The organism is Colwellia sp. BRX10-1, from assembly GCF_014077545.1.
Classification (GTDB): Bacteria; Pseudomonadota; Gammaproteobacteria; order Enterobacterales; family Alteromonadaceae; genus Colwellia_A.
The window spans coordinates 101,907-126,120 of sequence record NZ_JACGWC010000009.1 but is presented as its reverse complement, the minus strand read 5'-3'; the positions used below and the strand labels follow the sequence as shown (position 1 = coordinate 126,120).

Below are 24,214 nucleotides of genomic sequence, written 5' to 3'. Positions count from 1 at the left end.
AGTTACAATGCAGGACTTTAGTCTATTAACTAAACACGACTAATAAATGGTTATGTTATTGGAGTACCAAATTGACGATAGAGCATGGTGATAACACAATAATTTTAAAAGAAAATATTATACATATAACGTTGAAAGGATCTTTTAATGAGTATGGTGCTGAAGAAGTCTCGCAAAAGACATCAGCAATAATTAAGTCGCTCAATCAAAATAAGTTTCTGATACTTGTTGATCTTTCAAACTTGGATGGTGCTACGCCAGACGCATTTAATATCTCTAATAAGTTTAATGAGTGGCTCAATGGTCAAAATATGGTAGCAAAAGCTATCGTTATTACTTCGCAGGTAATAAAAAGTATTGACCAACAATGGGTGCCCTCCAAAGCGGTTCAAAATATAGAGTATTTTGATAATGAAGACGATGCATTAGTTTGGTTAAACAAACAGATTTAATACAAAGTGTTTGTTTAGTTTTTATTTGAAATTCAAGATAAGTTGTAACTGAGTTGTCGTACACTAAAATAAATATTTTAGTGATAACGACAGATTTATATTATTATCACCTTCAATTAAGTGTTCTGCTACAAAATCTTGAGTATCTGGATAAACAATCTTTTCCCCCAGTAAGTTTTTTACTGTAAAGAACAACGAATATCGCTCGGTTTTATAATTATAATTCGCATTAAGTAAATATGAGGCTTGCGCTTTATTTCGCTTGCTGATCGTGCGTAATGAAAATCCCAAAGTTTGTCGCGTATCCCAAGGATATGATAGACCAAAAGCTGTGATAAACCTGGGGACAATTGCAGCTAATTTATCATCAGATATTTCCCTGTTTCCTTAGTGGCTATAAGCAAAATTAGCAAATACCGTGTAGTTTTTTAAAACACGTTGATAATCCAATTCAATTCAATACCACTTCGATCAAAACTGCCTGAATTAAAAAACTGACTAGATTGTTACTGAAACCTCTTTGAATAAATTGTAATTTTCAATGCGACGCTTTTCAAACTCCATACCGCTATTTAGCGTTAAATGATTATTCCAATGATAATCAAAAGTGACTCCAGTTCGCCAACGGGTATTGTTGTCACCATTATTATCAAAGCGAAATCCTCCGTCATTGCCCAAACTAAGTACATTTCGTGAGACGAATTGTAAATAAAATTGATTATATTCACTGTAAACTTGCATATTGGCGTGTTCAAACTGCCAACTTTTATCCATATGCAGTGAACTACCCCGCGACTTCGCTTCGCTCTGATCACGGGGCTTCTGCAATCTAGCTTTTGATAACTAGGCTGCTTCTTTTTTCTCAGATCCCACACCAAACTTTGATAGCTCAAAGACTTTCATTTTAGAAGGTGATTTCTGCTGAAATTTGGGCAACGCCCTAGCTAATATCCCATTAGCTATTAACTCTTTTTCGCCTGTGTCTGCAACAGATTTAGCTGCTGCTAAATCTCTGCACTGTACTAATCCACAGCTCACACAGGAAAATTCTCGCACACTCAAATCGAATTTATGCTCATACTTACATCTATAGCAAATGCCGGAAGATTTCACAAACCGACCAATTTCATGGTAAACAACTCCATTTAATTCAGCCTTATACCTGGTTAATTCAGTGATCATTCCCATCACATTATCATTCACCATCTGGCCATTAAATTGCTGCATTCCTTTCACGTTTAAATCCTCAAACACGATAATATCGCTACTCTTGGCTATCGAGCATGATACTTCGTGAGCGAACGCTAGGCGTTGGCTAGAGATTTTCCCGTGAATTTTGTTTAAACGTGATTTTGTTTTGTGCCAGCGATTCGAACCTTTCTTACGACGGCTCAACTGGACTTGAATTTGTTTTAATTTCGTTGATGACTTCTTAAAAACTTTCGGGTTTTCAACGTACAGACCATTTGAGCCGACAACCGTATATTGGCTGTTGATGTCATAGCCCACAAGTGTTGATAGCACTTGCTTTTTACTCTTGCACTCGACTTTTTGAGTCAGTGAAACGTACCACTTCCCGTGCCTCATCTTGAAGGTTGCTGACTTGATTTTACTTTTAAGTTTACGATGAAGTGCAATTTTAACCGTACCAATTTTTGGAATAGTGATGCCGTTATTTTCCAGTCTTATATTTTCATTCGTATTGACCGAGCGGTAGCTATCATCGTGAAGTTTCTTCTGCTTAAAGCTGACCTTGAAAGTCGGAAACTTTTGAACCCTGCCTTTATTGAATGAATTCTTTAGTGCTGTTTCAAGGTCACGAGCCACTTGTTGTGAAGCCGCAGAGTCAAAATCTTTGAGCCATGAGAATTCATCGAACATTTTTAAATCTTTTATCAGCGATGCCATTTCATTGTAAAAAAGAAATGTTTTATCGTACCGATATCGACGCATATTTTCAGATAGCAACAAGTTCCATACGCCACGGGCGTATGCTCCAAATTCAACGAGTTTGACTTCTTGTTCTGCCGTCGGCTTGAGCCGATAATTGTATCTGAGCGTCTTTTTCATATACTGTATAGACTACTGTACAAGCCGAGATTGTCAAGTGGAATGTCAAACGAATTCACATTGTAAGCACCTAATTGCTCTGCATTTAATTCTCGTGGTTAAATATCGAAAGCAACTACTTTTTGGCGATATGGGAGAGTTTGTAAAGCAGGCTGTTTTAGACATATCAGATAGTTCTGACTTTTCAGTTGAGGAGATTGGAGTAGACAAGGATCACATCCATATACTTCTGATGATTTCTCCAAGATATGCCATTGGGCAACATGTTAGAAGGATTAAGCAGCAGACAAATAAGTTGATTTGGAAGAGGTATCCAGGCCTGAAAAAGCAGTTTTGGATTGAGAATACTTTCTGGTCTGATGGATGTTTTGTTTGTTCTGTCGGCAATGCTTCCGCTGATACAATTCGCAAATACATTAAAGAACAAGGATAGTTTATCGATTCATCCCCGCGACTTTCGCTTCGCTCGGATCACGGGGTTTTCTCGACAGGTTCGATAAATATCCCTTATGCTCTCTTTGTGTCGCGATGCTTAAAGGGGTTGGTTCGTCAGTATCATTGGTCATTGAGTCGAACGTTTGAAAGTTGATATTAAAACTATAATAGCGAAAGCGTGCTAGCACAGAGGTCATTTCTTCTGTTATAACAATATGATCAAAATCTGGTGTATCCTTTGGAAATGAAGGGGGTTGCGGCGTGCCCTCGAAGTAACTGGTAAAACCGTTATCTTTTTGAGACTCAACACCTAATGAAAAATGAGAGTCATCATCAAAAGCGTGAAAGTAATAACCGCCAACATTGAGTTTTTGATTAGAGTCATAATTTACGGCTAGGCTGTTGCCCGCTTTTTGTTTAGTGACAATTTTAATAACACCTGCAGAAGCATTGGTACCATAATAAATAGCACCAGGTCCCCTTATAACTTCGACATGGCTAATAGCCTCGATGGGAATACCTAAGAGCGGTATTTCAGAATGTGATGGCATCCAATAAGGAACATCATCGACTATGAAGAGAATTTTTTGGTTAAAGGCTTCGACTATACCTCTGATCATTACGGGCGTGCCCCCTGCTCGGTTTTCTTGGAGAACAAAGCCAGGGATAAACGACAACATATCTTTTAGGCTTTTAATACCCATCAAGGTTAAATCATTTTGATCATAGCGGGAAACTATTGCAGGAGTTTGAATAATCCGTTCAGAAGTATAAGAAGCAACATCAACCCTCACGTTTAACAGCTCTGCTAGTGATAATTCAAAAATAGATTGTTGTTGTTCCAAACTTGTTTCAGCAGAGCTTATGCCAGTAAATATAAATAATGATATCAAGCCAACTCGTTGACAAAAATTAATGACTAAAGCCGGACCGCTTAACCGTATTACCATCTAAAGTGTCTCTACGTTTACTTTAAAGTTTAGAGGGTTTCCCTAAAAAAACCAAGCTGATTAAGGTATATATCACCCAAATAAAGCGGTTCACCCTAGTGAAAAGCATAAAGCGAAACCAATGATTTAATTGAAAATTACCACGCTAGCTTATGGTATACCCCATGTAGGATATTAGCACCAGGTTAATAAAAATATGGCTAAGTGATTTTATCAATCTCAGCTAGGGGTTCTTCCGGATTATAGCGTCAAACTAAATAGTACACAGTAGATTGGTGGTATAAAACGTTAAAAGAAATAAAGTCATGAGAAATAAAATTGCTGTTATGATTATTAGTGTATTGATTATAAAAATAATTAATACCAATACAGGTGTATTTATTAGTTCAACATCACAATTTTCGTTACTCCCTTTAATTCAACAGGCTAAAGCATTTAACTCTGGAATTTATCAAATAGATGACGGGTCAACTATTGATTTTATAGCGAAACGTAAAAAACCCTATAAGAATAGGAAAAATAAATATACTAAGCGATGTCCAAATAAAAAAAGTAGCTGTGTTCATTTATCAACTAAGAAATCAAATCGACAACAAGGTAATAAAACAGTTTAACGATTAAACTCATAGTTTTTGAACATTTCCATAAGTAGTCTCCTGTATTTATTCATTCGACAAGCCCCGCTATTAACTCAATGAATTATTATGATTTTCATTAAGTTACAGGTATTAATTTTATCAAGCCTGACCGATATATAAGTCACCATTATTATTTCATCACTCCCTTTTAAGCCGGTTAAAATAATTGCTAAGTAGTTTTATCACAGTGACCTAGGGGTTCTTCCCGATTATAACGCTCAAAAAAATTATGCACAGTAGCTAAGTTAATGAAATTAAAATCATTCAAAATTATAATCATTCAAAAGGTATAAGAAAATGAAAAAGACACTTTTGGCACTATCGGTTAGTGTACTTGCTGCGACCACATTTAATGTTAATGCTGATGCGCTTATTGGCTCGAAATTACAAACGTTGTTACCCACTTTAGTTCAAAGTACTAAAGTGATTGTTTCAACTCACCATTACAATGAACTCGACAATGTTATGGCAACTTTAAACGTTCCTTATTTAGCGTTAAAAGTATTACCTATGGCAGGAACTTCTTTAACTCGCAGCCAAATCAATAGCTTAGCTAAAGATTCACGGGTTAAGAGTATTTATTTTGATGCGCCTTTAGAATATTACAACTATAACTCTGGCGAAATTACCAGTGGTCATCTAGTACATGACGATTATGGTGTTTATGGTGAAGGTTCAACGATTGCAGTACTAGATTCAGGTGTTGATGCAACACACCCTGATTTATTACTCGGTGAAAAAACTATCCAAAATGTTAAAATTGCTGGTGATCTTGATTTTGCTGGTGGTAAAAACTTATTTTTAGAAGGTGTGCCAAATTCGGATACGAGTTCAGGACACGGTACACATGTTGGCGGCACTGTTGCCGGTAGCGGTGAAGCATCAAGAGATGATGAACGTAGAAGTTTTTACCAGGCAGGCATCGCCCCAAAAGCAACTTTGGTGGGTCTAGGAGCTGGTGAAGCGATTTCAATTCTTTATGCTATTGCTGGCTTTGATTATGCAATCGCTAATAGCGAACGTTATAGCATAGATGTAATAACTAACAGTTGGGGTGGAGGTGACGGCGCAAGCTTTGATCCAAATAATCCAACCAATCAAGCTTCTTATCAAGCTTACAAAAAAGGCATCGTAGTGACATTTGCCGCTTCTAATAGTGGTCCAGATGACAACACCCTTAATCAATATGCAATTGCCCCATGGGTTATTAACGTTGCTGCTGGCACAACAGACCGTCAATTAGCTGATTTTTCAAGCCGAGGCGTTGAAGGTGACTGGATTAAAACACCTGATATTACTGCGCCAGGTAGCGCGATTGTATCAACACGAGCACTTAACACGCCATTGGGCGCTGCAGGTCCTATTATCGACCCTGCACATCCAGAATATCATCTGTACTACGCAAGTATGAGTGGTACGTCAATGGCAACACCATTTGTTGCGGGTGTGGTCGGTTTATTGTTGGAAGTGAATCCACTTTTATCACCCGATCAAGTTGAACAAATTTTAAAAGACAGCGCAGATGAAATGCCGGGTTATAAAGTTCATCAAGTAGGTGCGGGTCATATTAACGTAAAAGCGGCTGTAGATTTGGCCAGAGTTACTATCGGTGAAAGAGCAGACTTTATCAACGGACAAACTGGCTGGTCAAGCCAAGGCGTTTGGTCTGAAGTTTCTGAAACTGATAACAATATTAATTACAAAAAACGTTGGGCTGTAAAAAATAGTACCTTATCGTCAGATGGCACCTTTAAGCAAACACGACGTAGAAACGCGCAAATTAGCTTTGATTTCATTGGTGATAGTGTTCAATTAAAATATATAACTAATAATAGAAAAGGTCATGCCGAATTATTTCTTGATGGTAAAAGCCAAGGTTTATTAGATTATTATTCACCTCAACGTCAAGTTAAAACCGTTGCATTTAGAGATTTATCTACCGATAGCGTTCATAGCATAAGTCTTAAACGCGTTAACGGTACAGTTTCATTTGACGGTATTTTACTCGACGGTCAATTAGTCGACTCAGCTGCAGTCATTATAAAAACAGACAGTAACTTTGCCGGTTCAGTTGGCCCATCATATGAAAATATGGAAGTGTCAGACCATGATATACAGCTGACAGACAACGTTTCTATGCTTAATGCTGTGTTAACTTGGTCAGGTGTTGCAGATTTAGACTTTGACTTGCTTAACGAAGCCGGTGAAGTTGTCGCTAACAGCGCCTCTTTAGATAACCCAGAAGAAATTAACTTTCGCCCAACTAGCGGCGGACTTTATACGCTTCGCGTTAATGGTTATATTTCAGTAGCTACTGACTATACGATTGCAGTAACAACATCAAAACTTGAAACTAATGATTAATAATTTAGTTTAAGTATTAAGCCGCTAGTTAAACTTAGCGGCTTTTTTTATGGCTGATTTTTATTTATTTTGTTCAACCTAATCAGTAATCATCAATACTACTTTCTCGTTTAGCATTTCTTGCGCAAATAAGACAGTAGAGTCACTACCTTTAACGATCACTAAAGCCAAAAAAACGATACTTTATAATGCACTAGATGAGTATCAAAAAGGTTTATTGACACGAACGTAAAGAGGAATATTAACAATTAATAGCGTAATACCATCGATATCCAATTAAATAACGGATAAAAAAAGCGCTAGTCATAACGATTAGCGCTTTTATAATCAAAGATTACAATCTAAATTAAGATTTTTTCTTTAAAGACCTCGTCATTAATCCCATCAGCCCTAACGCAAATATTGCTAATGTAGACGGCTCAGGAACATCGGTTACTGATGCTGATACTTGACCCAATGCATCAGCATTAACAGGCGTTGCTACAGCTAAAATATCAAATGGGTCACTCAAGGTAAATTCATTTACCACTACAGAAAAATCGGTCGTCCCTGCTTCTATTGCCTGCAATGTGAACTTTCCTAATAAAAAATCACCACTTGATGGAATAAAATCAACAAATCCAATAGCTACGCCACTTCCAACTTGACTCCACAACATAAAAGTAGTTGAAAGTTCGGTTGTAAACGTAGTGGGTAAAAAACTAAAGACACTTGTATCAAAATCAACATTTAAAGAAAATGCATCAAATTCGTCAAAACCCGTGGCATTTAAGGTGATTTCCATCATTTCGCCAACCAAAACATCACTTTGGTCCGCTGAAAGAGTAATTAGTCCGGCGTTAGCGTTTCCACCAAACGTTGCACTCAAGATTAACGTTGCTACTATTAATAACTTCTTCATTTTACTACCTTTTAATTTAATTGAATTTTGTTTAATTTTGTTTATTTTAATTTTGTTTATTTTATTGTTTTAATTAATTGAGTTTAATTAGCCGCACAGCGAGTGCGAGTACATAAACTCATCATAACGCGAACATCCATCATAGATATGGCACCATCATTATTGAGGTCAAACGCTAAATCGATCGTTTGTCCAAACTGTATTGCACGCATCAAACCGCGTAAATCATTGATATCAATATCGCCATCTCCATCAAAATCGCCTTGGATTGCTGCAGGTGTAAAATCGAATGCAACGATAACAGGGTCATGGTCAGACATTCTGTAAGCATTATTGTCATATAAGCTAACTAACTGATCAGCCGTCTTATCCGGATGGCTAAAACCAGAGCCACAAAGTTCAGTGTTGTAATCAAGTACGCAAGGTTCATCCGCATTAATATGCCATTCTGTTGTATCAACCACTTTGGTTAATAAACTACTGCTCGCTAGGGCATGATCTAGGTAACCCACTTCACCACCAAAGAGGTAAGAATAGGCTTGTTCGCCTGCAAATTGATTAATGAGGTTAGTGTAACCGTTACTTGTAAATGCTCTAATGGGATCTTCCATTGCATAAGCGTTCAAATCCCCCATCACTAGCACATCTTCTTGCAGACTCAATGTCGAATCAGTCTCTAACCAATTCATCAGTTCGTTGGCCTGCGCTACCCTTTTTGCATTGAAACAGGCTTGTCCATCGTTCTGATCTTGGTCTGCACCTGAAGCACTGCTACAACCCCCTTTAGATTTAAAGTGGTTAACAACAACGGTTATAGCTGAACCGTTATTGTTTAGGGTAAATATTTGAGCTAACGGAGGTCGATTAAATATGCCGTTGTTATTTAACATGGCATTACCCGACGCTGAAACACTGCTAGGTTTATAAAGAAGCGCAACTGCAATCGCATCGGTGCCAATGGTTCCTCCCGTGTTAACAAATGCATAGGTATCTGCACCCACAACGGCATTAATACGCGCAACTAATTGAGCTAATGTACTGTTGGCGTCTACTCCATCATTTTCGATTTCCATTAAACCAATAACGTCGGCATCAATAGCGACAATTGCAGCCACTGTTTTAGCAAATTGACGTTCTAACTCTTCAGCGGTATCTGCGCCCCTTGCTGTTGGGAAACCTCCACCTTGACCATCACCATTAAATAGATTTAAAACGTTCAAGCTAGCTATTTTAAGGTTAGATGGCGAGAGTTCCGGTTGGACAAGTCTGATGTTGTCATTTACAAACGTAGGAGCTACTACTGGAATTATTCTGTAATTACTGAAACTATAATCAATTATTCCAGTTAACTCAGTAACTAAGTCGCCAATGCGTAAGCTGTTGTCAGCCGATAAGCCTCCAGTAGGGAAGATTATTTGCTCAGGATATGAGCCATTAACACCATCGTCTAAAATAATTCGGTTCAAGGAGTTTTCATTCGCAAGTGCTACAGCTTCAGCCGAACCAGGCAAATGTATGTTAGTTGGCACAAACAATCTACTGCTGGATAACGTAACTTCGCCAAATTTGGCTAGGTTATAATTATCGCTAACGGTAAGTGAATCGGCGTTACTAACCAACATTCCTTCTAATGCTTCAGGTTGTTCAACAGAAGTAAAAGGCAAGGATAAGGTCGTAGTAGATACACTACCCGTTCCACAAATAATAAGATCTTGTGCTGGCGATAATTGCGTTCGCCCGAAGAATTCTGAAACATTACCAGCAACACGGACTAGATCACCATTTGATGGTGTAATTGTATTGGCCGTATTAAAGACAAACAGTGCTTCTGAAGTTAACGGATCCGCATCAACATCTGTATCGCTTTCTTGTATAAAGAACCCGTCAAGTGCTGGTAACACTGATGTTACGATAGCTTCAACGACAAGGTTTTGGCCTACTAAAGGTGAAACATCAGCATTGCCTTGGATATCATGGATAAACGTCGATGGGTCTGAACACTGACCTATTAGCATTGGTGTACCATCACCATCGCCGCCGCCGCCGCCAGTATCACCGCCAGAACCAAAGGTTTGATTTGTATTTACATTATTGAATGTATTAGCATTGGCATCTTCCCAAGTAAAATCAGCTGAACTGTAACCCGTTCCGCCAAGCTGTAAAGAAAGACCAGCAAGAGTATTACTTGTTTCTGAAACGCCTATGTCCGTGCTAATCATTCCGCTTGCGGGACCATTAGCAGCGGTAAGTGAGCCTTCATAACTTAAAAATTCAATGACAGTTCCGTCGTTATCAATCAGAGCAATGCCGTCAGGAGAACCATTCTGGATGCCGCTGATGTCAAATGACAGGGTTCCAAATCCAGCTTGTTGATTAGTCAACACACCAGACAAATCAACTGTTTTGTATGGTGTTCCGTTTGAACCGTTGTAAAGCACTAAACTCAAACCTGATAAGTCGGTTCCTGCTGGACCGGCAACTTCAATCGCTTCTCCAGTATCACCGCCGACGTTGTCATAGTGAATTTCATTAATAAAGACACTACCCGCCAAAAACGTTTGATTGGTATTTACATTGTTAAATGTATTTTCAGCTGCGGCTTGCCAAGTAAAGTCTGCGGAAGTAAAACCTATACCCGCTAACTGAAGAGAAAAACCAACCACTGTGCTACTTACTTCTGAAACACCAATATCTGTGCTAATCATGCCAGTTGCAGGACCATTGGTAGCAGTTAACGGACCTTCATAACTTATGAATTGTAGAACACTGCCATCACTATCAATAAGCGCTATACCATCTGGTGCGCCATTCTGCATACCTGCAATGTCAAATGACAAGGTGCCAAAGCCATTCTGTTGGTTTGCCAATATGCCAGCCAATACTTCTGTTTTGTACGTTGTTCCGTTTGAACCATTGTACAGAACCAAACTCATACCGGTTAAATCAGTTCCAGCAGGACCTGCTATTTCAATCGATTCACCAATATCACCGCCAGCGTTGTCATAGTGAATTTCATTAATAAATATATTTGATGTAATGCCGCCAGTATCGCCACCGCCAGTATCGCCACCGCCAGTATCGCCACCGCCGTTAGAGTTACAGGCTTCGCTACCATATAAAGTTGATACCCATTCAGGGTGATCAATAAAGGGATTACGATTTCCTTGATATTCGTAAATGGTATTGTTTCGTTTTTGTTCAAAGGCATCAATTGGATCTGCATTATGCCACTCAATTAAACGACATAACCTGCCAAGTTCAGGCCCACTGGTATTAGTACTTTCCACAACGCGCAAATCTGGCATGTTAGCGTCGGCTACTTCATATCGCGCATCCATATAAAAGACCATTCGTGCGACATCACCTTTTACTGTATCTCTAGGTTCGAATGAATTGCTGTCAACCTTATTACCAGGCGCCTCTCCAATTTCAGACCCTCCACTATCAAAATCTAAATTGCCTCTTGTGCTGTTAACTGAAATATCAGTAGGCCTTAAGTGATGAATATCTGTATAGCCAGACTGACTTTCACTACTAAAACCACCATGACTTTTCGCCCATACATGTTCCCTGTTCCAGTTTTCTGGATCACTAGAAGCTGGGCCACTGCCGTTTGAAAGTTTAGCTTTGGAAATACCACGATAGAATAAGATTACGTTATCTGAATTTGACGGGTCTTCATCAGTTTCAGTCAATGCGGTCCAAACCTCTGCATAACTTAGGTCTTTATGATTTTGACTTATTGCGGTAGTTATTTCTGCTTTTATTGCTGTGGTACCATGTCCGCCATTAATCGCCAAAATTACATCTTCATAATAAGTGGCATCGTCAAAATTGGTCGAGTTAGCAACTTTTTCTAGATCTGGGCAGTTAACACAGACGCTGCCACTGGCACCATCGTCAACATTGCCGCCACCACTATTATCACCGTTGTTACTATCACCACTGTCATCAAATGTCTGGCCTGTATTTACTGCGCCGAATGTATTTGCATTAGCTCCTTGCCAAGTTGAACCATCAAACTGTAGTGAATAACCCGTAGGTGTACTACTGGTTTCAGCAACACCAATATCAATACTTGTTAAGCCATTTGCTGGACCATTTGTGGCTGTTAACGTTCCTTCATAACTTAAGAATTCAACGACAACACCAAGATTATCTACTAATGCAAATGCATCAGGTGCGCCGTTTTGTATACCCGACTTTGTAAAAAATTGCGTACCAAAGCCTCCTTGTTGATCAGGAATAATGCCAGACAGGCTTACAGAGCTATAGCTAGTTCCATTACTACCATTATATAAAATAATTGACCAACCGGTTAAATCTGTTCCTGCAACACCAGCGATTTCAACTGCTTCACCTACGTCTGATCCTGCATTGTCGTAGTGTATTTCGTTAATAAAAACATCTGCTGCAAACGCTGTTTGTGTCATAGAAAAACATAATGCAGACATAAGCATTACTTTTCTTAAGCAACGTTTGGGGTTGTGATTGTTAGGGGGAACAGCCATGATTTTGGGTCGTAAGGCTAATCGATTTTTTTTCATTTTATTTTTCCATATTACGTTTATTATTTTTATTAAAGTGCTATGTATTCGCACTTAGCCATTTGATTCAATATTTTTGTAAACCACTCATTCACATCGTAATTAATTTATTTTTGGGCGTATTGTCTATAATTTAGAATGATAAAGGTTTTATAATTACTGCCCGTAATTAACATCTTTTCTTTGAATAAAGATTTTAAGAAATAATCGCTTAGCGATTTTAGTAAAAATTGGTAGTGCAAATAATAAATTGAAACGATTATTTTCAATGATAGAGAGCAATATAGGGTGGATAAAATGAATGAATAAAACTTTCCAGTCTTAGAGAGAAGAGAAAATATAAAAAAAGATGAATCTGTGTATCTAAACTCCATTTTACATTCTTATATTGTTGTTTTATATATGGCTATTATTTCCCTGAAATATGACATTTTAATGAATAATCTAATAAAATATTTATATTAAAAATCACTTTAAAGTAAAATGCTCCATAAACTGACTAAGCGGTCAAATAAAAAAAATGAATTAGAAGCTTGTTTAACTTAACAATTCTGTCCAATAGTAGTATCCAGCTGACCATCAGGATGGATAATTAAATAATGGATGCACTATTTATTCAATACGTATATTTGTACCTTCTCTTCTCGTTGAATACTCACTAATAAGATGTTTTTTTGGTGGGTGGCAAAACACTTTTAGCAAAAAAAAGACAAAAAAAAGCCCACTTATATCACTAAGTGGACTATTACTTTTTTCAGCAAATGATTAAAGTGTCGCTGTTGGACCCATCATTGGCGCAGCAGTTACTGACTTCGCATCGTCAGGTTCGACGACCATAATCGTGCCATTAGCTGGGTTTACTACAAACTCAACTAGCTCCACAGAACCTACAGCAGACTCAGCAGTACTTGCTTCGGTACTCGCATCTGATTCATTTAGTACCATTTGGTCTAACACAATAGTAAATTGAGTTGGACCATTGGCATAACCTTTAACACGTAGAGTGTAGCTTTCACCACCAACAACCGTACTACCTACCTGCTCTGAAGGGCCTAAGTTACCAGAAGTAACCATGACATTGCCGTCACTGTCGAGCATTGAGAAATCCAAATCTGGAATGGCTCCCCCCACTTCAGTATCTGCTGTTAAGGTTGCAACAATACTTTGTGCACTTGTCTCTGCAGTAAATACCACATCAACATAATCAACACCGTCAGCAACTTCTACGTCTGTAGTGCCAATAGCAACTAAGCCTTTATGCTCAGAGATATTATGATAAACCACGGTACGATCAGCACCCGCAGATGAATCCATCGGTTCTTGGTTACCATTAGCCGCAACTGAAGGTTTCTCTATCTGAGCAAACACTTTAGCTTTAAAGGTAAACAGCTCAGCCATCGGGTTGTTAAAGATAAAGTTAATCGCTGAAGAGTCCATTTGTGATGATAAAGATTCGTCATAAATGAACGTCGCAGTATTGCCATTTTGACCTGTGCCACTTTTAGCGTTAGCTACAGTTACATCAGGGCTACTAATTGAGACAATATTAAACTTTATCGGCCCAAACAAATCATGCGAAGCATTATTTGTTAAGATATTATCAAAAGAAAATAAACCTTCACTAAAAGAAACATTATCGATCCGCGCGGTAACTTTCTTAGTGACATTTCTCTGTTTCAAGTTAGTTTTCGCCGTACCTGACAAATCAGAAAAACCAACTTGACCCAAAGCATTAACTTCAATAGCACGAACAACATATTGATAATCATAAGCATCAATACCTTGACCTGCTCCACGACCAAAACCTTGTCCTTTATCGCTGTAACTGGCACCCGTTACAAATTCAACATGGGTATAGCCATTATTTTCTATATCGCCGTCGACATATTCACGACCCGGTACACCAGCGAATAAACGAGCTGGGCTGCCACCTTTACGCTTTAATATTTGATAGCCTATGGCATTATCTACTTCATTCCAAGTGACATCTATTGTGTCTGGGTTGGTAATCGTTGCAACAATATTTTGTGGTGCAGCTGGTGCTGCTTGACCCGCAGTAAAGTCACTTACCGCTGTTGAAATCATCTGCACACCACCTAATGGAGCTGAAGCGTTTAATCCCAATTCACGAGCGGCAAATACACGTTCAATAATAGCATGATGTTGACCTAGAGATTTAGCATCAACAGAGGTAGTTGGATATAGCATAGCGTCAGCTGTTAATGCCGCATCTCGTGCTTTAACAAAGGTATCTGGCGCAGTAACCCCTAAAATATACATAGAGCCAAGGAAAATACGTTCCCACGTTTCTTTACCTAAACTGGTTAACTGTGTTGCATCACCCGTTGTTGGATCTGGGCGAGCAAAGTCGTTAGCTGGATACATCTCTAACATAATTTCTCGTAAGTCCCACATCGCACCGGCATATATTTCGCCATCTCTGTGTACTTCAAAGTCGTCACCGCGTGTTCCTAATTGTGAATAACGTAATTGGCTTTGGCCACTACGAATATATTCAAAAGAATCAGGATCTGTACCATTTTCGCGTAATAAGTCTCTTAACCCACAACCTGCAACTGGGTAACTACCTAAATCAGGTGTTTCACCTATGGTATAAGCCCATAAATCGGCTTGCCCTTCGTTCAAGGCGCCACCTTCAGGGCTACCTTCAAAGCCAGCAATAGGTGTGATAGTCGCATGCGTACCTTCGTGCATAGGCACACTAAAATCTATTGCTAAGTTGTTAAAGTAATAACCATGACCATAAAATGTTGGGTTAACAACCACTTCCTGACCACCAATTTCTTGTGTAAGGGGTATAGCAAAAGCATTATCTAAGTTTACTATTTTATTTAAAAGCTCAGGATCACTAAAGTCTATATCTTGAGCTTCTAGTGCCATAAACACGTTAGGTATATGAACGACACCTACTAAAGGCGTTGACTCATTAGGGTATTGATCAGGAAAACTACCACTGCCAAATCCTCTAGCATGAACATCATCGCCATCTTTGTGCAAATAGTCTAAATATTCCATTAAGTTAGTGATATATATAAATTGACTGATACCGTCGAATTGCTGTGCAGGCTCAGCAGTATGATCTTTTTCATTAACGCGGCCATAAAGAGGTGCAGCGTCTTGGTCAAAATAATAAGTGCCTAAAGCCGCTTGAGCGAATGGCAATTTGCTCGATGAAGCATTAAGAATAAGTGCATTAGTACCCGTTAATACACTACCAACACCTGTTACTCGGTTAGTTTCATCAAATTTTCTTAATTTAATGCGCAATAACCCTTCAGGTGTGCCCGTTAAACCGCCATCTGCATCAACAACTTCACAAGAGTCTTGTAATTCTTTGGTGATCGGTGGGAAAGTCGGAAAATAATCAGCAAATTGATCGGTGGGTTGTGGCTCTTCGGCCGTGCGCACTTGATCTTCACGGTAAACTATCTCACCCGTTTGTGCATCAACCATGTATTTAAATACGCCAAAAGGATTCGTTGAGTAGTAATAAAACTGCCAAACTAAACTATGGCTATCAGCCGTTTGCACTATGCGTAGCTCTGGTATTGGTGTTTTAAACACACCTAGCTCTGCTGCTATTAATTCATAGGCCGGGGTTAGTATTGACATAGCCTCTGCGGGGATATTCTTTTGAAATTGTACAAGATTACGCGTTGCCATTAACACCGCATCATCAGCAGATAACCCCGGTTGACCCGCTACAGTAAGGGCTTTTTGATAAGGACCCATAATGGCGCGAACGTTGTTGTTACCATCAATAACAACACCTAAACCATTGCCATCAACAAGAATACCATCGACAACTTGATCGAAACGAACAACTTGCCCACCTAATGCCGCTTTAGAGCGATTACGATTATATTTCAGTTGGTCATTGCTTAAACCTTCAAAAATTTGCTGATTGTCGGTAATGAAATTACGCGCCATATTCTCAACAGAGTTACCCGCCGTTTTAACGGTCATACCGGTAATAGCATCAACAGTCCCTGTTGCTTGATTGATATTTACCTGTGCGTTTGGATTAGCTGCTTGAAAGTGACTGATGGCTTGAGCCTGCTCAGCGCTTAAACTCATTAAAGTATTTAGGCCCGTATCTTGAATTTGATTAACGTTTGGTACACCAGCAACGTCAAAATTTAAGATTTTATTAGCAGCATTACTTCCAGTAATGATATCGCTTGTTGATGCATGAACTTGACTAGATATAACGCTTAGCGGAACAGTCAGTGCAAAAGCAATGGCACTTGATATTAATGTATTCTTCATTGTAATCACCTTTTATTATTTGTGACCTTGAGCATGATAATTAAACATATAAGTCAACATCATTCGCTTTCATGGACACTTTATGGGTAAGAAAATTATTTACTTAGTTAGGGTGCCCATTTCTCTGACAAAAAATAATCAGGTATTTCCCTCTTTTACACTAGGTATTAACCCCCAGTGTTATTACTGCTTATCTATGTAGAGGAAAAAAAGTAAAACAAAAAGCCAGCCTAAAATATTGATATACAGACTTAAAAAAAACAAAACCTTTAAATTTGTATTTTTATTTAAATAAACTTGGAATAAATATCTCACATCATCCGTTATCTAAGTGTCATTAACATAAACAAACCTTAGAGGAAGCAAACATGACTTCATTAAATAAAATTGCAAAAGTATTGGTAGTAAGCGGATTAAGTTGTTGGGTAAGTGTTGCACAAGCAAACACTATTCAAATTAATCAAGACGCCCAAGTTAATCAGAATACTCAATTATCTCAAGGAGTTGATAGCACTGATAATTCAGCACAAATGTCGGTACATTCAGACAGTTCCGCAACGAGTAATACACAAGTTACGGCTAATAACGCAGACAACAATCCGCAAGCCTCTGCTCCAAGTGAACCAGCGCAAAGCGAACCAACAGAGCAGCAAATCAGTAATAGCGTTAATGCAACAAGCGTTAATGCAACAAGCGTTAAAGCTTTTGATAGCAATAATCAGATGGTTGCGACCCTAACAAATAATACGGGAAGCACTGTCAATATAACCGCTGGTGTTGCGGCCACGTTGAGCCAATCACTGACCCAATCACTTACCCAAGTAAGCACAACAGAGCTACCAGAAGATGATATTCCCCAAGAGAGTGAAGCGACACCTGGTGAAGACTTAGCTGAATCTGAAGATGTTGCTAGGGCGTCCAACCTTGATAGCCAAACGTCTTTTGCTAATACGTCGCAGCTGTCGCAGAGTTTATCGCAAGGCATGTTTGAAAATATGTCAGGAGGCTTACAAAATGCTAATGCGTTAGATACCGCCACCTCTTTAACTGGTACCTCGCAACTGTCGCAGAGTTTGTCAGGAGATTTGCAAAACATTGCCGCTGCAGATGCAGCAGCACAAACCACGCAAGTCTTGGAGCAAAGTATTAATGCCAATATTGTTAATTCAATTACCAGCGATACGCAAAGTGTTATTACTCAAGACGTGAATAGCCAAATTAGTCGTGTAGTTACTGAGCAGGTTAACGCTGAAATTGCTGCAGCAACTGCCGCTGAAGTGGTAAGCACTTTGGCAAGCGACTTAGCTATTGGCTTTTAATCTTACTGACTAACTTGTTAAATGCGCCAGTTACCCTGGCGCATCCTATTTAAGGAAATTAAGATGAAATATATGTTGAGCAGTTTAGGATGCATCCTTAGTATGCAAGTGATGGCAGCAACGCCAGAGACATTTACTTTTAGTGGTGAGGCTTCGCTGGCTTTAATAAACAACTCAGCGCTTAGTGTCGATGAGCTTGATGAAGTTTCCTCACAGGGTGACAGTGGCATTCAAAAAACGGCTGCGGTTACTGGCTTGTGGACGTTCAATAATAAAGCAAAGTTAACGTCATCATATCGATATAATGACCAAGATTATCATCAGTTAGATTCTTTTGATCTTGCCTTACATCAAGTCAGTATTGATGGGACCTATAAATGGCAGGAAAAAGATTTAGGGCTACGTTATGATGGTGCTAAAGCTAAGTTAGCTGGCGAGACATATTTAACCTTTCAACAAGCCAGTATTTACTTGGGAACTTTTCTTCAACCCCAAACATTTTTACGCACTAGCCTTAAAATAAAGCGTAAAGACTTTGCCCTAATAACTCGCCGAAATGCCAACACTTTTGCTGTAAGTACTGAATTATTTCACTTTATCAATGACGGTCGCACTATGCTGATGCTAGGGCTTAGCGCAGATAAAGAAACGGCAACAGACTCACAGTTTAATTATGGTGGCTATGGGGTTAACACTAAGTTATCTCAAAAATTTGAATTATTTGACTTAGCTCACAAAGCAACTATCGGTTGGCGTTTTCAATCGAAAGATTTTCAAGCGGTCAGCAATAATGATATCCCTAGTCAGCGTGAATCAAAAGCAGATGAACATAGGCATATATTTCACGGACAGTGGCAGTTAAACGTTAACGAACATTTAGTGGTTATTGGCAACGTTGAATATGGCGACTACCGTTCAGAGCTTGATAGCCAAACATACACTCAAACCCTTTCGACTTTAGCGATTAAAGCGCAATTTTAACGGCTTACTATCGCGCCGACACCATAAATAGGGTCCTTACCGCGAGGACCCAAATCTATTGTTGATTCATTGAGCTTTTCTAATAATTGATTTCTGTTGACGCCAATTTTTGCAATTAAACAGGCTAAAGCTGCGGTTACGTAAGGTGCGGCAATCGATGTGCCTGACTCCCGCCCCACCCGCTGACCACTTTGTGCCGTTAAGACATTAACCCCTAAGGCAGAGTAATCGACATAATCACCGCGATTTGACCAACGGTAAGGTTGTTGAAATTGGTCAATAGCACTCACCGCAATAACATCTTTATAAGCCGCTGGAAACATCGGAGGAGCCGCCGGACCTTCATTACCGGCTGCAGCAATAATTAAAGCGCCCTTTGCCATGGCCGAAGTAAGCACAGCCTGCAAAATTTTATTATCTGGGCCCGCTAAACTCATATTGATCACTTTTACGTCTTGTTCTATTAGCCAATTTATTCCCGCTATCATCGCTGACAAAGTTGCACCCTGAACATAACCTGACTGCTGGTAAAATACTTCTGCCGAGTAAATTTGACCCTGTGGTAAAAGCGGTACCAACTGCTCGGTCTTACCAACCAATAAACTTGCGATCACGGTACCGTGTTGAACTGAGGCAGCTAATTCAGCAGGCAAAAAAGACTTTGCGCTAATACTTGCCTGCTTAAAAGCATCATGGTTTGTGTCTATTGCACTATCAACTAGACCAACTTTTACCTTTAGCTGACAAGCATTAAATGGGCTTTTAGTTTTTAGCTTTTCACCGACTACTTTTTTATCGGTAAGCTGACGGGCTTGACTTTGTGTTTGATAAATATGATTTCTAGCTAAACTCAGTGACGCTTTGGCAGAAAGTATATTTATTAACGCTTTCTTTGAGTCGAGAGCTTGTGGCACATTAAAACGTAACAATGTCATGCCCAAACCAGAATAACGAGATTCATTGATTATCACCGCACCCTGGCCAATTAAGCGTGCCTTATTAAGGTCGTCGGCTAAGAGTATCCATTGTCCCTTCACGGCTCGCCATCCCTGTTCTACCTCAACATCAAACCAAAGGTGTTTTCCTGTTACTGTTTCTATTGATAATGAATCAGGTAAAGCCGTAAGTGGCTCAGTCGTCAATTTATCAACATTGGGTAAGCGACTTAACGCAAATGGCGCTAGTTTACGCGGTACTTTTATTTGCTGGCTAATATCGCCTAAATTGCGATCTACTAGGGTTATATTTCCTAAAACATCACCGCTAGCCAGTTGTTTTGCCGGTAGCGATGTACTAAGAATTGAAATAAATATGGCGGTAAGTGGTAAGGTTTTCATGTTAGTCTTCAGCCTAAAAAATAAGTGTGTCGTTAATAAAACGTTTCAACTAAAAATAAATTTCCTTTTATGGAATAAATATTTTTTAGATACGTCTACTTAGTAGAGAGGAGTAAAAAATGAATAAACCTATAGAAAATATACTACCAATGCTAAGACGCTTTGCCTACTCTTTAACGGGTAATCCTGCTGATGCAGATGATTTAGTACAAACCACGCTAGAGAAAATACTCAATAAAGGTGTGCCTAGTGGAGTAGACGAAACTAGGTGGGCATTTAAGGTTTGTCGCAATGTTTGGATTGACGAATATCGGTCACGAAAAGTTAGGCAGAATGCGGTACTCAAACCGGAGCTTCAAGAGCCACAAACTGCTAATGAACACCAACAATTTGACAACAAAGAAACGCTGGCACACGTTAATAAAGCGATGAGTACCTTGCCTGACGATCAACGGGCAATTTTATCTTTAGTGGCCGTTCAAGGCATGTCATATAAAGAAGTGGCTTCTTCTATGGAGATCCCTGTTGGTACGGTGATGAGTCGGCTATCTCGAGCACGTGTTGCACTAATGGATATGATGAAACCCTATCAAATAGGAGCAGGCTTATGAAAATAGACAATGAAATATTGAGTGCATTTTTAGACGCCGAACTGAGCGAAGAAGCAATGGAAGAGGTCCGTTGTGCGCTAGAGACTGACGACGATTTAGTGATGCGTTTGGCTGACTTATCACAAGTTGATCACTGGGTTAACGAAAATGCTGCCATTATTGATAGGACTACAATGCCTGATGGTATCTTACTCTTAGCACAAACCTTAGATAAAAAAATAGCAGAAAATAAAGAAGACCAGACGCCTGAAAATGTTGTTAGCTTGTCACGCTGGAAAAGTGTTAACCAACGCATTAAAAAACATTACGCCTTAGCGGCAGGTATTTCGATGATATTTGGCGTAGGAACAATAACCCTAATGCAGTCAGAGCAAACAACTGCGATTACTGCAGAGATATCACAGGTGTTAGATAAGGCAAAAAGTGGTGAAATGTCGTCAACAGACCAAGGTGATAAGGTCATGGCTAATTTAAGTTTCACTAATCATGCGGGTAATTTTTGTCGACAGTTTCAGCACATTAATTTACAAGCGGCCAGTATCAACATTGCCTGTAAAGAAAATCAGCAGTGGCAGCTTAAAATCACCAAAAACGTAGCGTTTTCCCAAGATATTGAAAATTACCGTGTTGCCAGTAACAAGGCACAACTAGACAGCGCTATAGATGAGATGATCAAAGGACAAGCAATGGATAGCGCTCAAGAACAACGAGCAATAAACAATAACTGGCAAACAAATAAACAATAACCGAGGTACATTATGAAATCATTTATTCCCTTTTTATTCGTAACTTTATTAATATCAGCTTGTGCTTCTCAACCTGACTACCGCCCTGCAACTAAAGGGTCATCAGGTTATAGTGAGCAAAAAATTACCAGTGATAGGTATCGTGTACAATTTAAAATCATCTCTAACAGTGTCGCTGATGCAGCTGATTATGCGCTATTAAGATCCGCGGAGCTCACTCAAAAGCAAGGTTTTGATTGGTTTGTTGTGACCAATAAAGAAACTTTTGTTGAGTCTCAAAAAGTAGAGGTTGCCTCTGCATTTGGTTTATCGCATCAACAGCGCATTGAACGCCGTTGTGGCCTATTCAACTGTGAAACCTACCAACGCCCACATAGTGAAATAGGAATTGCCTTTAATAGCGGCAATAACCGTAAAGAAGTGCATAGTATTTTAGAGATTCGAATGGGCAAAGGCATTATGCCTAATGAATCGACTTATAGCGCCGTTGATGTGATTGAAAACTTGTCACAAAAACTGGATAAGCATTAGAAAAAAACATGTGATAATAGCCAATGTAAACGCTAGCAATAATCACATAACTTGAGGTAGCTGTTAATCTACCTATTAAACCCGGTAACATGCATGTTACCGGGTTTTTCTATAACTAAAGGGTAAATGTTCAAGGCCTCATCACTGTAAATAGCATAAGACACCTCTTTTGAATGAATTAATACCCCTGCAAATCATCCGCTTACCTAACAATGAAAAACATAGCACTCATATTAATTTTAAATTAATGTGACCTGCAAAAGAATCGAATGCTAGAATACACAATAATTCAAATTAATCGGATCAGTTATGAAATATGTTGTATTGGTTATAATTATTGCCTTGGTAATTTTCTTTATTTCAAAAAGTTCAAATGATAAAAAAGCCGCGGTTGAAAATATAGCTATAGCTAACCAGTTCTTAGCTACAAATAAAACCCTTGAAAATGTTGTTGAAACAGCTTCAGGTTTGCAATATCTAGTATTGGAAAAAGGTGATGGATTAAAGCACCCAAGTGCCAGTTCAAAAGTGAAAGTGCATTATCATGGCTCTTTACTCGATGGCAGTGTATTTGACAGCTCAGTTGATCGCGGTGAACCCATTAGTTTTGGCTTAAACCAAGTGATACCTGGCTGGACTGAAGGTCTTCAATTAATGGTTGTTGGTGATAAATTTAAGTTTTTTATTCCATCTAGCTTAGGCTATGGCAATAAATCTGCAGGAAAAATAACCCCCGGTTCGTTACTTATTTTTGAAGTGACACTACTCGACATTCAGTAAATAAAATATCTAAAACAGCAATAATAGAAATATCATTGCTGTTTTGTTTAGTCAGATGATTAGGTCTTGCCAGCATATAATAGCCACTATATTTTGTATTGATAACAGCGAACATACGGCTGTTAACTACTCACCTTTGCACTGTAAACTGAATAGAACAATGCTAATAGCAAGCAAATAACAGCAGGAATTAATAAAGCATTAAACTTAAACATACTGAAAAAATAAGCACCCAATCCCCCACCAACAATAAATCCCGTTATTATCAGTAGAAACAATACCGCCTTTCTTTTATCAAAGAGTTCGCCTCGAAGTCTTGAACCTAACATAAGACCAAGATCGGTAAATAACCCAGTTACATGAGTTGTTCGAACAACAGCGCCACTATAGGTTGTCACTAGTGCATTTTGAAGCCCACATGCAGCTGAAGCTAAATAATGGCCAAATAGTGATCCCTTGGATAAGAAATACATTGATGCGAAAATAATGATTGCCTCCAAGATAAGCAGTCGACTGTAATTACGACCCAACTTTAACGAACCACTATTTAGGAAATAGCCTGATATGGCAGAGCCTACTAAGAAGCTAAGCAGAATTAAAACCAAATGAAGTGTATTAGAAAAACTTGAGTTTAAAACACCTACGCCAAGCAGTGTTGCTGTTCCAGATAAGTGTGAAATAGATTGGTGATTAAATCCTAAAAGTCCAACAGCGTTAATAAAGCCCGCAACCAGTGCTAAAACAAACGAGCCATACTCTACCCACCGAGGTAATTTTGATATCACGATAATCCTTTAATCACAAATGCCACGTTAAGCGCCGATTTGAGTGACTTATAGTTCTTGTGTAAGTGCGGCACTTATAGCGATAGTAAATAACAATATTAAAGCAGCAAGTCCTTTAATTACACCTTTTATACGTTTATATGAGAATTCATTATTCCTTTTATCGTAATGATCGATAATTTCAATCAAAAGATATAAAGCACCTAACAAAAGAGCAGCAAAAGAAAAATATACTGCATTACCTTGAAAGGTAACTTCACCTCTTCCTAGGGGGAGATAAAGAGTACCGCTGTAGACGCCATAAGTGCCATAGCAAAGTAAAAAAATAATAAGTATTTTTTTAGCTACCCGCTGTGGTAAAGGGATATCATTTGGAACATAGTTTTCACTATTTTCTGACTGCTTTTCCCCACGACGCATACATTAGATCCCTGATAAGTTGGCTTATAAACTAAATATATATTTTATCGCAAAATA

General features: G+C 38.8%; 19 protein-coding genes. 10 read left to right on the top strand and 9 right to left on the bottom strand.

Going from position 1 to position 24,214, the window contains the following annotated elements:
• Positions 1-71: 71 nt before the first annotated feature.
• Positions 72-452 carry an STAS/SEC14 domain-containing protein gene (locus H4J75_RS09985; RefSeq protein WP_182216019.1) on the top strand — a complete coding sequence of 127 codons (381 nt, stop codon included), beginning with the start codon at positions 72-74 and terminating at the stop codon, positions 450-452.
• Positions 453-950: 498 nt separating this feature from the next.
• Here the strand turns inward: H4J75_RS09985 and H4J75_RS09980 are convergent, their stop codons facing one another.
• Both H4J75_RS09980 and H4J75_RS09975 read right to left on the bottom strand, forming a co-directional pair.
• The gene (locus H4J75_RS09980; protein ID WP_182216021.1) at positions 951-1,226 is read right to left on the bottom strand and encodes a hypothetical protein; all 276 of its coding nucleotides are present in this window, start codon (positions 1,224-1,226) and stop codon (positions 951-953) included.
• A 69-nt stretch (positions 1,227-1,295) separates the two neighbouring features.
• Positions 1,296-2,522 carry an RNA-guided endonuclease TnpB family protein gene (locus tag H4J75_RS09975; RefSeq protein WP_182222036.1) on the bottom strand — a complete coding sequence of 409 codons (1,227 nt, stop codon included), beginning with the start codon at positions 2,520-2,522 and terminating at the stop codon, positions 1,296-1,298.
• A gap of 37 nt (positions 2,523-2,559) precedes the next feature.
• Between H4J75_RS09975 and tnpA the strand changes: the two genes are divergently transcribed.
• A complete protein-coding gene (gene tnpA, locus H4J75_RS09970) occupies positions 2,560-2,955 on the top strand; it encodes an IS200/IS605 family transposase (RefSeq protein WP_182216024.1) in 396 nt (131 codons plus the stop codon).
• A 1-nt stretch (position 2,956) separates the two neighbouring features.
• Here tnpA and H4J75_RS09965 read toward each other — a convergent pair whose 3' ends face one another.
• Entirely contained in the window at positions 2,957-3,850 is an 894-nt protein-coding gene (locus H4J75_RS09965) for a TonB-dependent siderophore receptor (RefSeq protein ID WP_182222035.1), read from the bottom strand.
• A gap of 362 nt (positions 3,851-4,212) precedes the next feature.
• Between H4J75_RS09965 and H4J75_RS09960 the strand changes: the two genes are divergently transcribed.
• Complete coding sequence (locus H4J75_RS09960) at positions 4,213-4,521, top strand: hypothetical protein (protein WP_182222034.1); 309 nt, start codon at positions 4,213-4,215, stop codon at positions 4,519-4,521.
• 321 nt (positions 4,522-4,842) lie between these two features.
• On the top strand, positions 4,843-6,909 hold the full coding sequence (locus H4J75_RS09955; RefSeq protein WP_182222033.1) for a S8 family serine peptidase: 2,067 nt from the start codon (positions 4,843-4,845) through the stop codon (positions 6,907-6,909).
• A 346-nt stretch (positions 6,910-7,255) separates the two neighbouring features.
• Here the strand turns inward: H4J75_RS09955 and H4J75_RS09950 are convergent, their stop codons facing one another.
• The 3 genes from H4J75_RS09950 to H4J75_RS09940 form a co-directional block, all read right to left on the bottom strand.
• The gene (locus H4J75_RS09950; RefSeq protein WP_182222032.1) at positions 7,256-7,810 is read right to left on the bottom strand and encodes a PEP-CTERM sorting domain-containing protein; all 555 of its coding nucleotides are present in this window, start codon (positions 7,808-7,810) and stop codon (positions 7,256-7,258) included.
• 83 nt (positions 7,811-7,893) lie between these two features.
• Positions 7,894-12,357 carry an ExeM/NucH family extracellular endonuclease gene (locus H4J75_RS09945; protein ID WP_182222031.1) on the bottom strand — a complete coding sequence of 1,488 codons (4,464 nt, stop codon included), beginning with the start codon at positions 12,355-12,357 and terminating at the stop codon, positions 7,894-7,896.
• 765 nt (positions 12,358-13,122) lie between these two features.
• Positions 13,123-16,647 carry a M36 family metallopeptidase gene (locus H4J75_RS09940; RefSeq protein WP_182222030.1) on the bottom strand — a complete coding sequence of 1,175 codons (3,525 nt, stop codon included), beginning with the start codon at positions 16,645-16,647 and terminating at the stop codon, positions 13,123-13,125.
• A gap of 368 nt (positions 16,648-17,015) precedes the next feature.
• Here H4J75_RS09940 and H4J75_RS09935 point away from each other — a divergent pair, with 368 nt between their 5' ends.
• On the top strand, positions 17,016-17,966 hold the full coding sequence (locus H4J75_RS09935) for a hypothetical protein (RefSeq protein ID WP_182222029.1): 951 nt from the start codon (positions 17,016-17,018) through the stop codon (positions 17,964-17,966).
• Positions 17,967-18,029: 63 nt separating this feature from the next.
• Positions 18,030-18,947, top strand: coding sequence for a surface lipoprotein assembly modifier (locus tag H4J75_RS09930; RefSeq protein WP_182222028.1), 918 nt, complete (start codon positions 18,030-18,032; stop codon positions 18,945-18,947).
• Here H4J75_RS09930 and H4J75_RS09925 read toward each other — a convergent pair.
• Positions 18,944-20,284, bottom strand: a complete 1,341-nt coding sequence (locus H4J75_RS09925) for a S8 family serine peptidase (RefSeq protein WP_182222027.1) — start codon at positions 20,282-20,284, stop codon at positions 18,944-18,946. The genes H4J75_RS09930 and H4J75_RS09925 overlap by 4 nt on opposite strands.
• A 119-nt stretch (positions 20,285-20,403) precedes the next feature.
• Between H4J75_RS09925 and H4J75_RS09920 the strand changes: the two genes are divergently transcribed.
• From H4J75_RS09920 to H4J75_RS09905, 4 genes are all read left to right on the top strand, one after another.
• Positions 20,404-20,895 carry an RNA polymerase sigma factor gene (locus H4J75_RS09920; RefSeq protein WP_182217207.1) on the top strand — a complete coding sequence of 164 codons (492 nt, stop codon included), beginning with the start codon at positions 20,404-20,406 and terminating at the stop codon, positions 20,893-20,895.
• The gene (locus H4J75_RS09915) at positions 20,892-21,641 is read left to right on the top strand and encodes a hypothetical protein (RefSeq protein WP_182222026.1); all 750 of its coding nucleotides are present in this window, start codon (positions 20,892-20,894) and stop codon (positions 21,639-21,641) included. Before H4J75_RS09920 ends, H4J75_RS09915 begins: the two co-directional genes overlap by 4 nt.
• A 12-nt stretch (positions 21,642-21,653) precedes the next feature.
• Entirely contained in the window at positions 21,654-22,172 is a 519-nt protein-coding gene (locus tag H4J75_RS09910; protein ID WP_070373679.1) for a CC0125/CC1285 family lipoprotein, read from the top strand.
• A gap of 309 nt (positions 22,173-22,481) precedes the next feature.
• Positions 22,482-22,952 (top strand): FKBP-type peptidyl-prolyl cis-trans isomerase, encoded by a 471-nt coding sequence (locus H4J75_RS09905; RefSeq protein ID WP_070373680.1) that lies wholly within the window; start codon positions 22,482-22,484, stop codon positions 22,950-22,952.
• A 122-nt stretch (positions 22,953-23,074) separates the two neighbouring features.
• Here H4J75_RS09905 and H4J75_RS09900 read toward each other — a convergent pair whose 3' ends face one another.
• The gene (locus H4J75_RS09900; RefSeq protein ID WP_182222025.1) at positions 23,075-23,737 is read right to left on the bottom strand and encodes a YoaK family protein; all 663 of its coding nucleotides are present in this window, start codon (positions 23,735-23,737) and stop codon (positions 23,075-23,077) included.
• Between the two features lie 48 nt (positions 23,738-23,785).
• The gene (locus tag H4J75_RS09895; RefSeq protein ID WP_070373682.1) at positions 23,786-24,157 is read right to left on the bottom strand and encodes a hypothetical protein; all 372 of its coding nucleotides are present in this window, start codon (positions 24,155-24,157) and stop codon (positions 23,786-23,788) included.
• Positions 24,158-24,214: the final 57 nt, after the last annotated feature.